12 protein-coding genes and 1 pseudogene are annotated in these 13,092 nt (G+C 59.1%); 6 read left to right on the forward strand and 7 right to left on the reverse strand.

Going from position 1 to position 13,092, the window contains the following annotated elements; translation table 11 throughout:
• Positions 1 to 65: 65 nt before the first annotated feature.
• Genes pdhA through CXQ81_RS07335 form a run of 3 tightly spaced genes read left to right on the forward strand, consistent with a single transcriptional unit; the run spans position 66 to position 3,259 of the window.
• Positions 66 to 1,160: a pyruvate dehydrogenase (acetyl-transferring) E1 component subunit alpha gene (gene pdhA / locus CXQ81_RS07325; protein WP_101336869.1), complete on the forward strand. Its 1,095-nt coding sequence runs from the start codon at positions 66 to 68 to the stop codon at positions 1,158 to 1,160.
• Positions 1,153 to 2,139, forward strand: a complete 987-nt coding sequence (locus CXQ81_RS07330; protein ID WP_101336870.1) for an alpha-ketoacid dehydrogenase subunit beta — start codon at positions 1,153 to 1,155, stop codon at positions 2,137 to 2,139. The genes pdhA and CXQ81_RS07330 overlap by 8 nt, the downstream gene beginning before the upstream one ends.
• A 10-nt stretch (positions 2,140 to 2,149) precedes the next feature.
• Positions 2,150 to 3,259, forward strand: a complete 1,110-nt coding sequence (locus CXQ81_RS07335) for a dihydrolipoamide acetyltransferase family protein (RefSeq protein ID WP_101336871.1) — start codon at positions 2,150 to 2,152, stop codon at positions 3,257 to 3,259.
• Positions 3,260 to 3,575: 316 nt separating this feature from the next.
• Here CXQ81_RS07335 and CXQ81_RS07340 read toward each other — a convergent pair whose 3' ends face one another.
• Together CXQ81_RS07340 and CXQ81_RS07345 are read right to left on the reverse strand one after the other, a co-directional pair.
• Positions 3,576 to 3,980, reverse strand: a complete 405-nt coding sequence (locus tag CXQ81_RS07340; protein ID WP_101336872.1) for a hypothetical protein — start codon at positions 3,978 to 3,980, stop codon at positions 3,576 to 3,578.
• Between the two features lie 611 nt (positions 3,981 to 4,591).
• Positions 4,592 to 4,849, reverse strand: a pseudogene (locus CXQ81_RS07345) (YebG family protein); the annotation flags it as partial.
• Positions 4,850 to 5,169: 320 nt separating this feature from the next.
• On the opposite strand from CXQ81_RS07345, the gene CXQ81_RS07350 reads away from it, so the two are divergent.
• A complete protein-coding gene (locus CXQ81_RS07350; protein WP_009042237.1) occupies positions 5,170 to 5,670 on the forward strand; it encodes a phosphate-starvation-inducible protein PsiE in 501 nt (166 codons plus the stop codon).
• On the opposite strand, the gene CXQ81_RS07355 is transcribed toward CXQ81_RS07350, so the two are convergent.
• The 3 genes from CXQ81_RS07355 to CXQ81_RS07365 all read right to left on the reverse strand — a co-directional run bounded on the left by CXQ81_RS07355 (position 5,667) and on the right by CXQ81_RS07365 (position 8,944).
• Complete coding sequence (locus CXQ81_RS07355; RefSeq protein WP_007932393.1) at positions 5,667 to 5,984, reverse strand: DUF3509 domain-containing protein; 318 nt, start codon at positions 5,982 to 5,984, stop codon at positions 5,667 to 5,669. The two genes, CXQ81_RS07350 and CXQ81_RS07355, sit on opposite strands and share 4 nt — an antisense overlap.
• 218 nt (positions 5,985 to 6,202) lie before the next feature.
• Complete coding sequence (locus CXQ81_RS07360) at positions 6,203 to 7,504, reverse strand: serine/threonine transporter (protein ID WP_101336874.1); 1,302 nt, start codon at positions 7,502 to 7,504, stop codon at positions 6,203 to 6,205.
• A gap of 63 nt (positions 7,505 to 7,567) precedes the next feature.
• The gene (locus CXQ81_RS07365) at positions 7,568 to 8,944 is read right to left on the reverse strand and encodes an L-serine ammonia-lyase (RefSeq protein WP_087091289.1); all 1,377 of its coding nucleotides are present in this window, start codon (positions 8,942 to 8,944) and stop codon (positions 7,568 to 7,570) included.
• Between the two features lie 135 nt (positions 8,945 to 9,079).
• On the opposite strand from CXQ81_RS07365, the gene CXQ81_RS07370 reads away from it, so the two are divergent.
• Together CXQ81_RS07370 and CXQ81_RS07375 are read left to right on the forward strand one after the other, a co-directional pair.
• Complete coding sequence (locus CXQ81_RS07370) at positions 9,080 to 10,027, forward strand: LysR substrate-binding domain-containing protein (protein ID WP_101336875.1); 948 nt, start codon at positions 9,080 to 9,082, stop codon at positions 10,025 to 10,027.
• Between the two features lie 212 nt (positions 10,028 to 10,239).
• Positions 10,240 to 10,647 (forward strand): HPF/RaiA family ribosome-associated protein, encoded by a 408-nt coding sequence (locus CXQ81_RS07375; RefSeq protein ID WP_007932409.1) that lies wholly within the window; start codon positions 10,240 to 10,242, stop codon positions 10,645 to 10,647.
• 238 nt (positions 10,648 to 10,885) lie between these two features.
• Here CXQ81_RS07375 and CXQ81_RS07380 read toward each other — a convergent pair whose 3' ends face one another.
• Both CXQ81_RS07380 and CXQ81_RS07385 read right to left on the reverse strand, forming a co-directional pair.
• A complete protein-coding gene (locus tag CXQ81_RS07380) occupies positions 10,886 to 12,226 on the reverse strand; it encodes an ABC transporter ATP-binding protein (RefSeq protein WP_101336876.1) in 1,341 nt (446 codons plus the stop codon).
• Positions 12,210 to 12,959 (reverse strand): DUF6875 domain-containing protein, encoded by a 750-nt coding sequence (locus CXQ81_RS07385; protein ID WP_101336877.1) that lies wholly within the window; start codon positions 12,957 to 12,959, stop codon positions 12,210 to 12,212. The genes CXQ81_RS07380 and CXQ81_RS07385 overlap by 17 nt, the downstream gene beginning before the upstream one ends.
• Positions 12,960 to 13,092: the final 133 nt, after the last annotated feature.

Consider the following 13,092-nt stretch of genomic DNA (forward strand, 5'->3'; position numbering starts at 1 on the left):
AGCCCCGCGCCACAAGCGCGAGGCGCAACAACTGCACGCTGACCCGGCGTGCCAGGAGCCATGTGATGCCTCACAAGGTTGCACTTCCCTATACCCGCTATTTGTCCCCGGACGGCCAGTTGCTCGGCGACCTGCCGACCTGGGCCGACGACTTCAATCTGCTGACCCGGCTCTACCGGCAGATGGTCCTGACCCGCCTGTTCGACCAGAAAGCCGTGGCCCTGCAACGTACAGGACGCATCGGCACCTATGCGCCGACCCTCGGCCAGGAAGCCATTGGCGTGGCCATCGGCAGCCTGATGCGGCCCGAAGACGTGCTGGTGCCCTATTACCGCGACACTGCCGTGCAATTGATGCGCGGGGTGCGCATGGAGGAGATCCTGCTGTACTGGGGCGGCGACGAGCGCGGCAGCGATTTCGCCGACCCGGCGGTGGCCGAGGACTTCCCCATCTGTGTGCCGATCGCCACCCAGGCCCTGCATGCCTGCGGCGTGGCCAGCGCATTCAAGATCCGTGGCGAGCACCGGGTGGTGGTGACCACCTGTGGCGATGGCGCCACCAGCAAGGGCGACTTCCTCGAGGCCCTCAACGTGGCGGGCACCTGGCAGTTGCCGGTGGTGTTCGTGGTCAACAACAACCAGTGGGCGATCTCGGTGCCACGGCGCATCCAGTGCGGCGCGCCAACCCTGGCACAGAAGGCCATCGGCGCCGGCTTCCACGGCGAGCAGGTCGATGGCAACGACATGCTCGCGGTGTACGACCGGGTGCAGGTGGCCCTGGAGCGTGCCCGGCATGGCAAGGGACCGGTGCTGCTGGAATGCCTGAGCTATCGCCTGGGCGACCACACCACCGCCGACGATGCCACGCGCTATCGGGCCGCGGATGAGGTCAAGCAGGCCTGGCTGGAAGAGCCGATCAAACGCCTGCAACGCTTCATGGTCGGGCAGGGTGTCTGGGAGGGAAACCGCGAGCAGGCGCTGATGGTGGAATGCCAGGCATTGGTGCAGCGTGCTGTGGATAACTTCGAGGCGGCGGGCACCCAGGCCCCCGAGTCGATACTGGACCATGTCTACGCACAGTGGCCGGCGGCCCTGGCCGAACAGCGCGAGGTGTTCCTCGAACGGCTGGCGCGGCGTGCGGGAGGTACGGACCATGAGTAACGGCACATTCAGCCTGCTGGAAGCGGTGAACCTGGCGCTGCACCGGGCCATGGCCGAGGACGAGAACGTGATTGTCCTGGGTGAGGACGTGGGGGTGAACGGCGGGGTGTTCCGCGCCACCCTGGGGCTGCGCGACAGTTTCGGCTTCAAGCGGGTGATCGATTCGCCACTGGCGGAAACCATGCTCGGCGGTCTGGTGATCGGCATGGCCGCCCAAGGCCTGAAGCCGGTGGTGGAAATCCAGTTCATGGGCTTTATCTACGCGACCATGGAGCACCTGGTGTCCCATGCCAGCCGCATGCGCAACCGCACCCGCGGGCGCATCACCTGCCCGATGGTGCTGCGCACGCCCATGGGCGCGGGCATTCGCGCGCCGGAGCACCACAGCGAAAGCACCGAGGCGCTGTTCGCCCATATCCCGGGGCTGCGGGTGCTGGTGCCGTCCTCGCCGGCGCGGGCCTACGGCCTGCTGCTGGCAGCCATCGACGATCCCGACCCGGTGCTGTTCCTCGAGCCGACCCGGCTCTACCGCATGAACCCGCAACCGCTGGTGGACGACGGCAAGCGCCTGCCGCTGGACAGTTGTTTCACCCTGCGCGAAGGCAGCGACATCACCCTGGTCAGCTGGGGCGCGAGCATCGTCGAGACCTTGCAGGCCGCCAACGCGCTGGCCGAGCTGGGCGTGTCGGCGGAGGTGATCGACGTCGCCAGCATCAAGCCGCTGGACCTCGACACCCTGGAAGCCTCGGTGCGCAAGACCGGGCGCTGCGTGATCGTGCACGAGGCGCCGCGCACCTGCGGCGTCGGCGCGGAAATTGCCGCCAGCCTCTACGAGCGGGTATTGCTGGAATTGCAGGCGCCGATCCTGCGGGTCACCGCGCCGGACATTCCACCGCCGCTGTATCGCCTGGAGTCGCTGTACATCCCCGGCGTCGAAGACATTCTTCACGCCTGCGACAGCACCCTGAACTTTGCCTGAGGAGGCTGCGATGAAATATTTCAAACTGCCCGATCTGGGCGAAGGCCTGCAGGAAGCGGAGATCGTCGAATGGCACGTCAGGGCCGGCGATACGGTCAAGGCCGATCAGTTGCTGGTGTCGGTGGAAACCGCCAAGGCCCTGGTGGACATTCCCGCGCCCTATGACGGGGTGGTGGCGAAAACCTACGGCGCGCCGGGCGACATCCTGCATGTCGGCGAACCCTTGCTCGGCTACGAAGGCGAGGCGGATGCCGGCACCGTGGTCGGGCGCCTCGAAGGTGGCGGGGCCAGTCAGGAAGACCGGTTTTTTGTCGGCGCCGCGCCCTCGACCCGCGAGCATATGGCAGTCCGCGCCACGCCGGCGGTGCGCCAACTGGCCCGGCAACTGGGCGTGGACGTGAATGCCTTGAGCGGTTCGGCCAAGGATGGGCTGATCAGCCGCAGCGATGTGGAAAACGCCGCGCAGCAGGAACGCGAGCGGTTCGGCGGCGACCGGCTGCGCGGGGTACGTCGGAGCATGGCGCTGAACATGGCCCGCTCCCACGCCGAGGTGGTGCCGGTGACGATTTACGGCGATGCCGACCTGCACCGCTGGGGCCAGGCCCGCGACCCGTTGATCCGCCTGGCCAAGGCGCTGGCGGCGGCCTGTGCGGTGGAGCCGGTGCTCAACAGCGCGTTCGACGGCAAGACCCTGTCGATCAAGCAGCACCAGCACCTCGACCTGGGCATCGCCGTGGACACCCCCGATGGCTTGTTCGTGCCTGTGCTGCGCAATGTCGGCCAGCGCGACGCGGTGGACCTCAAGGCGGGGGTGACGCGCTTGCGCGCCGATGTGCAGGCACGCTCGATTCCGCCCAAGGAGATGATGGGCGCGACCCTGACCCTGTCCAACTTCGGCACCCTGTTCGGCCGTTATGCCAACCCGGTGGTGGTGCCGCCGCAAGTGGCGATCCTCGCCGCCGGGGTGATCCGCGACGAGCCGGTGGCCGTGAACGGCGCGGTGGCGGTGCATCCGCTGTTGCCGCTGTCCCTGACCTTCGATCATCGGGTGGTCACCGGTGGCGAGGCGGCGCGGTTTTTCAAGGCGTTGGTCGAAGCGCTGGAGCAACCTGAAGCCTAGGAAGGGGGCAACTTTAGCTCATACTGGAGTCTTGGCTTTCTCGGTCTTGCAGATCACTGTAGCCAAACTGGCTGATGTATTCGGTGTTGGCGAAGGTCGTTTATTTCATCGGAAAATCTGGGCGGTGGGATTGGTATGTTTCATCAGTAAAAGTAAGTGTTTATAGGGGGTAGAAAAGCCCGACGCAATGGGCGGGCTTTTCTAGTGTTGCACTCAGATAAATAAAGCCGACGTTATAAAAAAAGCAGGGGCTAAGTGCACGAAATTATTTGTTTGTACAGTAAGCCTCGTCGGTATCGAAACACAACGCTTACAGCTATTGCTTGATCTCCAGATACGGATCAAAGGTTAATGTTTTTCCATTCAACTTAAGGTCCACCGAGTACTGCTTGCGTCCTTTGAAACCGCGCGCCTCGACCCGGCCTTGCCAGAACTCACTCTCACCCTCAGGGGTGTTGAACGGCTTAGGATTGCAAGTGCCGTCACTCACCATCTGACCGACGAAGCGACTGATCTGTACATCACTTGAAGGTGAGACACCTGTAACGCCCCAGTTGATTAACTGTCCATCCTTACACGCCGTGTGGAGTCCGTTCGTCCCCTCCCCGGTACTCGATCCAACATATTTGTTGGTATCTATCATATACACATTATTTGATAGATCACCGCTTGACAGAGCACCTTCAACATCGACCACTATCAGAACATCAATTTGCTTCATCACAATATTCCTTTTGTGTAAGTTTTCCGTCAACTTTAAGTTTGATGGCTCAGACGGAACGCTGAGAGTAGCACTGAGCTTTTTAATGTGAAGTCATGATGGTTGAAAATTTAATGGGGTTCTGGTCGCGTCATGCTTTTGGCAGTTCTTTGTTTTTGCTGATATGGCCCTGTAATGGGATGTTAAGCTATTGATATTGAATGAGCGTGGTGTTTCTGCTTTATGGTGGGGCTTTGGATGTTTTGAAGAATAACTTCTTTTCGTTGCGGTACATGAAGCCGTTTATTAGTACAAATGGCTGCATTGATTGCGTAATATTCTATATGGTTCTGTATTAAAACCAGATCAGACACTAACTGAAGACTAAGGATGGTCTTAAGTCGTCATGTATTTCTGGCCGACTTCAGTACCGTCGATTTTGAGTGTGGAGATTGATCAAAAGCGGTCAGGCCTGATTTCCACAGGCATAAAAAAGGCCCTGGGCGGGATACCCAGGGCCTTCTCGATTCGCAACCGGCTTACTTGGCGGCTTTGCTCGCCTTGGCGGGCTTGGTCAGTGCTGCGGGTTCCGCGGCTTCCGGCGCTGCCAGCGGAGCCTCTGGCTCGGCTGCCGCAACCGGCGCGCTGAGCAGTTCGGACAGGGCGTCCGGCTGGCTCTTGAAGGCCTTGGCGAACACATCGCGGTTCTTTGCCATGTAGATCCCGGCTTCTTCCACCTGTTGCTCGCTCAGGGACGGCACAGCTTTTTGCAACACTTGCGCCAGCAATTCAGCCAGTTCGAGCATTTTGTCATGACGGTCAGCTTCGGCTTTATCCATGAACAAGCGCTCCAGATCTCGGCTGCTGCGGTATACCACTTCGACGGCCATTCACCACCTCACATGCCTTCACGATAATGGGTATTTGCTACTACTGTATTTATATACAGGCGAGAAGAATAAGCGAATCCTTATGCTTTGAATAGTGGCTTTTTAATCTAGACGGGTTTCAGGGTTTGTCAGGTGATTACGCGTCGATCCCCATCGCGGGCAAGTCGGATCGCGAAGACGCCCTTGAAAGCCCCACAGAAGTGTCCAGCCGACCCCGGCCGCCATCTCATTCCCCAGACGCTGGCCTTTTTTCTGCATGCAGAACAACCGTCACGTCCAACCCGCATCATCCGGTCGAGTCGACCTAAGGAAAAACCATCGTGAAAATCAATTGGGCCGAGAAACTGCGGCAGAACGTCCATCAGTTGGCCGAGTCCCTGGGCAACCTGTTCGTGGAGACCTTTCACTACCTGGCGCTGTTCGCCATCGGCGCGGTGACGGCCTGGGCGGCGGTGATGGAATTTCTCGGGATGCTCGAAGAAGGTCATATCAAGATCGATGACATTCTCCTGCTGTTCATCTACCTCGAACTGGGCGCCATGGTCGGCATCTACTTCAAGACCAACCACATGCCGGTGCGCTTCCTGATCTACGTGGCGATCACTGCGCTGACCCGCCTGCTGATCTCCAACGTGTCGCACCACAACCCGCCGGACCTGGGGATCATCTACCTGTGTGGCGGCATCCTGCTGCTGGCGTTCTCGATCCTGGTGGTGCGCTATGCCTCGTCGCAGTTCCCGTCGGTGAAGATCGAACACCCGCAACGCAAAGTCGGTGCGGGTTCCAGCGAGCACCCGGAAGTGGAGAAGGGCGAGCTTTAAATCGCCACGCTCAGGGGCGGCCGGCCCTTGGCGGCCGGCAGCGGCAGCTTGAAGCTGTCGCTGTTGGTCATGGCTTCGAGGATGGCCACGGCGCTGTGGCCCTGCTCGATGGCGATGCCGAACTGAATGCTTTGCACCAGGCGCTTGAGTCGCTGTGGATCGTTGCGCTGCTCGGCGCTGATCATGCGTTTGGCCACGACCCGGCCGGCCTTGGACAGGGTCAGCATGATGCTGCCGTCCAGGCCCTGGATGCTCAGGTTGACCCGGTATTCCGGGGCGAAGGCATCGGTAATCAGCTGAAAGGGGTTGTCCATGTGCGTCACCGCCTGATTGTATCGTGCAGTCATTGACCGGCCGGGATCGGGATTAGTTCGCATGTCCAGACCACTGGCAGGCCGTTCGCCGAGGTTTGATAACGTCCGTATTCCTCGGGTCTTGCAAAGCAAAGGGCATGCCGGGAAAGCCGTCGACCAATAAACCCGGGGGCGAAAAAAAACGGACCAATAGGTCCGTTTTTCTTTGGCTACCCGTTTCAGGGCATGAACGAATAAATGATCGCTGACAGTGCGATCAGACCGATCAGCACCACGAACAGATTCGACAGCTGGCCCGAATACTGGCGCAGTGACGGCACGCGCCGGATCGCGTACATCGGCATCAGGAACAGCAGGCAGGCGATCACCGGTCCGCCCAGGGTTTCGATCATGCCGAGGATGCTCGGGTTGAAGGTGGCCACGGCCCAGCAGGTCAGGACCATGAACAGCGCGGTGCAACGCTCCAGCCAGCGCGACGACAGGGTCCGGCCGCGGCTGCGCAGGCTTTTCACGATCAGCCCCTGGAAACCTTCGCTGGCGCCGATGTAGTGGCCGAGGAAGGATTTGGTGATGGCCACCAGCGCGATCAGCGGCGCCGCATAGGCGATCACCGGCGTCTGGAAGTGGTTGGCCAGGTACGACAGGATCGAGATGTTCTGCGCCTTGGCCGCGGCCAGGTCGGCCGGCGACAGGGCCAGCACGCAGCTGAAGCAGAAGAACATCACCGTCAGCACCATCATGCCGTGGGCCACGGCGAGGATGCCGCTGCTCTTGCCTTCGGCCTGGGCGCCGTAGTGGCGCTTCTGGTCGACGGCGAAGGCGGAGATGATCGGCGAATGGTTGAACGAGAACACCATCACCGGGATCGCCAGCCACAGGGTCTTGAGGAACAGCGGCGTGGACATGCCGTTATTGGCCGAGGCGAAGAAGGCGCCGTTCCAGTTCGGGATCAGGCTGAGGGCCAGCAGCAACAGCGCGGCGACAAAGGGATAGACCAGCACGCTCATGGCCCGCACGATCACGCCCTGGCCGCAGCGCACGATGGCCATCAGGCCGAGGATTAGCACCAGCGACAGGATCGCCCGTGGCGGCGGCGTCATGTGCAGCTGGTGCTCCATGAAGCTGCCCAGGGTGTTGGTCAGCGCCACGCTGTACACCAGCAGGATCGGGAAGATGGCGAAGAAGTAGAGCAGGGTGATCAGCTTGCCGGCGCCGATGCCGAAGTGCTCTTCCACCACCTCGGTGATGTCGCCGGAACGCCCGGACAGCACGAAGCGGGTCAGCCCGCGGTGGGCGAAGAAGGTCATCGGGAAGGCCAGCAGCGCCAGCACGATCAGCGGCCAGAAGCCACCGACCCCGGCGTTGATCGGCAGGAACAGGGTACCGGCGCCGATGGCGGTGCCGTACAGGCCGAGCATCCAGGTGGTGTCGTGTTTGCTCCAGCCCTGGCTGGCGGTCGTGGTGTCGCGGGCGGTCTCTACGGCAGGGTTTTCGGCAGCGGGTGTTCGTACATCGGTCATCGGTATTGCCTCGTTATTATTTTTGCTCGGGCTCACGTGGGGCGGACGGTCAGGGAGCGCTCCTCAGCACTCCACCCAACTCACGGCCAGGCCGCCCCGTGAAGTTTCTTTGTATTTGTCGTGCATGTCGGCGCCGGTATCGCGCATGGTGCGGATCACCCGGTCCAGGGAAATGAAGTGTTTGCCGTCGCCGCGCAGAGCCATCTGGGTGGCGTTGATTGCCTTCACCGCGGCGATCGCGTTGCGCTCGATGCACGGCACCTGCACCAGGCCGCCGACCGGATCGCAGGTCAGGCCGAGGTTATGTTCCAGGCCGATTTCGGCGGCGTTTTCCAGTTGCTCCGGGGTGGCCCCAAGCACCTCGGCCAGGCCGGCGGCGGCCATGGCGCAGGCGGAACCCACCTCGCCCTGGCAGCCGACTTCGGCGCCGGAGATCGAGGCGTTTTTCTTGCAGAGGATGCCCACCGCGGCGGCGCCGAGGAAGAAGTCGACCACGTCGTCGTCCGACGCTTCGGGGTTGAATTTCATGTAGTAATGCAGCACCGCCGGGATGATCCCCGCCGCGCCGTTGGTCGGTGCGGTGACCATGCGCCCGCCGGCGGCGTTTTCCTCGTTCACCGCCAGGGCGAACAGGTTGACCCACTCCATGGCCGACAGGGTCGAGCTGATGACGTTGGGCTTGCCGATTTCCAGCAGGTTGCGATGCAGCTTGGCCGCGCGGCGCGGCACATCCAGGCCGCCGGGCAGGGTGCCTTCGTGGCGCAGGCCCTGCTCGACGCATTCGCGCATCACCGCCCAGATGTGCAGCAGGCCGCTGCGGATTTCGGCGTCGCTGCGCCAGGCCCGTTCGTTGGCCATCATCAGTTCCGAGACTCGCAACTGGTGCCGTTGGCACAGGGCCAGGAGTTCCACCGCGCTGTTGAAGTCGTAGGGCAGTTCGACGCCGTTGGCCGCCGGGGCGCCTTCGGCCACTTCGGCTTCCTCGACGATAAAACCGCCGCCCACGGAGTAGTAGGTCTGCCGCCACAGCAGGCCGTCCGCAGCGAAGGCTGACAGCGACATGGCATTGGGGTGGTAGGGCAGGCTCTCGTCGAGCAGCAGCAGGTCGCGGTGCCAGTCGAAGGCGATGCGCGAGCGGCCGCCGAGGCTCAGCTCGCCGCTTTCGCGCAGTTGCTGGATGCGCGGGCCGATGCTGCTCGGGTCGATGCTGTCGGGCCATTCGCCCATCAGGCCCATGACGCAGGCACGGTCGGTGGCATGGCCGACGCCGGTGGCGGACAAGGAGCCGTACAGGCGGATTTCCACCCGCTGCACCTGCTCCTGCAACCCTTGCTCGAACAGCCCCTGGGCGAAGGTCGCGGCGGCGCGCATCGGGCCGACGGTGTGGGAGCTGGATGGGCCGATACCTACTTTGAAGAGATCGAAAACACTGATAGCCATGCTAAAGCCTTACAAGCAATGGAAGAGAAATCGCTGCCATTTTTTGTAGGCCGAGCGTCAGGTCGGCGATACTGCCTAGCTCGGTCAAGACTGACCAACGAATTTTCCTAAGACAGCCTTTAGCAGGACTAAACGATGAGTCGTCAGTTTCATGCCCAGACCTACGTCTGGCTGCATGTGTTTTCCTGTGCCGCGCGGCACTTGTCGTTCACCCGTTGCGCGGAAGAACTGCACATCACCCCGGGGGCGGTCAGCCAGCAGATCCGCCTGCTGGAAGAGCGGCTCGGCTTTCGCCTGTTTCACCGGCGCGCCCGTGGGGTGGAGCTGAGCGCCGAGGGGCAGCGGCTGGCGATCACGGTGAACGAGGCCTATGGCAGCATCGACGCCGAATTGCGCCGGCTGGATGCCGGAATGATCAGCGGCACCTTGCGCCTGCGCTCGATCCCGTCGTTTCTCGGCAAATGGCTGACCCCGCGTTTGCCCCGGCTGCAGCAGCGTTTTCCGGACATTCAGCTGCGGCTGGTGGCCGAGGACAGCAGCGTGGCCTTGCACGAAGGCGATTTCGACCTGGCCATCGACCTCAACGACGGCAGCTATCCGGGGCTGTTATCCACAGCCCTGCTGGATGAACAGATCTTTCCGGTCTGTGCCCCGGGGCTGTTGCGCGGGCGGCCGCCGTTGCACGGCCCGGCGGACCTGGTGCATTTCCCGTTGCTGCACGACATCACCGCCTGGCGCGGCAGCTATGAGTACGCGGAGTGGGAGTTCTATCTCAATGCCATCGGCTGCGAGGGCGCGGATGTGCGGCGCGGGCACACCTTCAATCGCAACCACCTGACCATCGAGGCGGCGATCGCCGGGATGGGGGTGGCGATTGCCCGGCGTACCCTGCTCAACGATGAGCTGGAGCGCGGCACCCTGATCGTGCCGTTCGGCCTCGCGGTGCCCAATCACAAACGTTATGTGCTGCTGTATGCGCCGGGTGCGCTGAGCCATCCGGGCGTGCGCGCGGTGCACGACTGGCTGGTGGAAGAGGCGGAGATATTTCGCGGTTTGCACCCGCTGGGAGGGGGACACGGGTAAGCAGAAAGGACAGGGGAGTGAGGCGACCCAACTCCCGACATTAACAGCGCTTTTGCGCTTTGTCCGGCTTTATTTGCGAATAGATATTTATCTTTTTTAAGGGGTTGAATTGTTCTGCGCTCTGCCCAACTCTGTAACCAAGAGGCCGCAAAAAGTACGCCCTCAGGGGCACGCGGTTCCTCTCGCGAGCTAGCTGAAATAAGGGAAGAACTATGCAAATCCAGGTCAATAGCGATAACCATATTCAAAGCAGCATCCGACTGGAGGAGTGGGTACGTACTACCATTGAGAGCACGCTCGAACGCTACGAGGAGGACCTGACCCGAGTCGAGGTTCACCTGCGGGACGAGAACGGCGACAAGCCCGGTCCCCACGATTTGCGCTGCCAACTGGAGGCGCGGCCAAAAGGCCATCAACCGATTTCCGTGACCCACAAAGCCGAATCCCTGGAACTGGCCATCGAAGGAGCGGCCACCAAGTTGGAGAATTCCCTGGAACACCTGTTCGGCCGGTTGCGCAACAAGCGCGCCGCGGCAGCGCCAAGCGCCCGCGAAGGCCAGGCCGATGCCTTGCTTGAAGAGGAATTCCTGGAAAACGAACAGGCCGCGCTCAATAGCTGACGGCTGAGTTACTGTTCAAAAACATGCGCCTGCTGCGCAGCTGATGTTTGTAGGTGCTGGACATCCAATGCAGGCCCTCATTATTGGGGGAGACACATAAAGGCCATCGCTGCGATGGCCTTTTTTTGTAGCTCAACCCAGGCTCATCCTGCTGTGTTCGCGAAAGGTCGTTGGCTGATCGGGCAAATGCGGATACCTGCGTGGCAAGGGGCTCGACAGTAGGCATTTGGAGTCGATTTCAGATCGCCTCTTGAATATGCCGCACTTCAATAATCAATATTTCCTCGGCTTTCTGGCTCAGGATGTTGCCGATTCGTAGCTTGTTCTGGCTGTCCAGATTTGCATCCCACTCATCGAGCAGGATTATCCGGGCCTTTTGATTCAGTACATGAAGGAGCTTTTGAACCTGACTTTCTCCAGTGGAAAGTGGAGCGTCGGTTTCATGAAAGCTTACGTGGTTTGGCAGCAAAATGGACTCGGCAAACTCTGACTTGATCAGTTTTAAAAAAGACGACTTTCCAGAACCATTCTTGCCTGACACGAGAAATCTTCCTTTAAGACTGGCGATTGTGCGAATGTCATCGAGCAATTGATCAATGGGGATGGTCTTTCCATTCACGGTATTGCAAATCGATATATCTTCGCGAACGACTTGTTTGTTGAGGTTCAGTGGCTCCAATGTATCGGTGAAATTCAACAGATTGCTGATTCTTTTGCAAAAGTATACGTACTTGCTGTTATACAAACTCATTGAGTGAACATTTCCGAATACCTGCAGGGACCGCGGTAAAACCGCAACGATCATCCCCCAAGGGACAGACTGGCTCAGAGGCAGTCCTTGCAGGTATATCAGAATTATTGCGACGGCTATACATATCGGCAAGCACGCGGCCAATTGCTCAAGCCTGGTGTAGTACAGGGAGGATTTAAGGAAGTCCGCGATCAATGATCTGGAAGAAGCCTCCGAGTAGCCAATCATGGATGAGTTTGCATTCAGGTAGTAATCCCAAAGCGAACTTGCACGCTTGACTACGTTGAGCCTCTTCTGTTGTATTTCTGTGGCGGAGACACTTATTCTGCTTTTCATGGCCTTTACCAGAAAGTATGAAATCAGAATGGAGCTTGCCATTAGTATGGCGATGTGGGGCCCGAGCACCCAATAAAATACATAGAGGGTGACTATGATATTGCTATACACGGAAGTCATGCCGAAATAGAGATTGACTGTGCCATCCAGCGTTGTCGGTACTTCACTGCCCAGCCAGCTCTGGACATTCTTGCGGTTTGCTTCAGACGAAAGAGGTTGATTGTGGCGAAGATGCTCGTAAACGGAGAAGATGTATTTCTCCCATAAATCAATCTTGAGCTTTGCAGAAATGAACTCTACTGCGGAACTGATCAGGTATCCCAGCAAGGCAAATGAGAAGAAAAGGATTATCCGAGTCTTTAGCAGTTGGTAGTCTTGCAGCGAAAGAGCCGCGCCAGCCATGGCAATATAATAGGTTGATATGCCCAGGGAGACTTGCTGAGAGATGATCAGCACAATGCCTGAAATGAAATACCTATTGGAGGTAAACATGCGTGGCTCCTTTAAGAGCTACAGTGATGCTGCCGATGATGATAGAGAGCAATGCCAGTCGGAAAAGGCAATCCAAAACTATTTTTATGCTGTATTGCTTGATGATCTTCCTTGAAACAGAAGCCTGGCGCATTTCGTACGCTGAAGATTTGTCGCTTTCGAAGCGACGAACATATGATTTAAGAAACTTCAGTCGGGTAAAAATGCTGTAATGCTTAGGTTCAAGAAAAACTAAGTCCCCCGCGGTAATTTCTCGCATCACAAGAGTTGGGGTGGGTGTTCTCAGAGGGAAAAAGTCAGGGCTGTGAAGGCTTTTTGCATTGCTGTCTTTGTAGAGGGCACCAAGCATTAAAAAGGACTCTACACATTTTACTTTGTTATCTACATGAATTCGTAACAAGGCCTCCAGGTCGAAGTCGTCGGGAAGCAGGATGATCAAGGCACGACCAAGCTTATTATCACTCCGCTTGCTTTCCATGAATCTGATGCATTGTTCTATGAAGGCGGACCAGTCGTGATGGTCATGGAAGTCGGCAAAGCTGAAATACAGCGTTTCGTTTTTAAGAGCGCCAGCGATAAATGGACAGACAGCGCCATTTCGATGCGGGTGTCTGGCTGTCAAGAATTGAGTAACATAAGGCAGTGTCAGTTTGTAGGCTTTTGCCGCGAAGCCAGGGACGCTATCTTCATCAAAGTCGGCAATAGAGTAGAAGTTTGAACTCATATTGATCATGCTCGCTTTCAACCAATTATCAGAACCTCTTTGCAAGCAAAGAGGTTCTCCACTGTCAAACGATCATGTTTACCACTTCCACCCTTCGCAGCCGCCGGCTGCGAGAGACTGACTGCAAATGGAGGTTTTAGAT

It is taken from the genome of Pseudomonas sp. 09C 129, from assembly GCF_002843625.1.
Classification (GTDB): Bacteria; Pseudomonadota; Gammaproteobacteria; order Pseudomonadales; family Pseudomonadaceae; genus Aquipseudomonas; species Aquipseudomonas chlororaphis.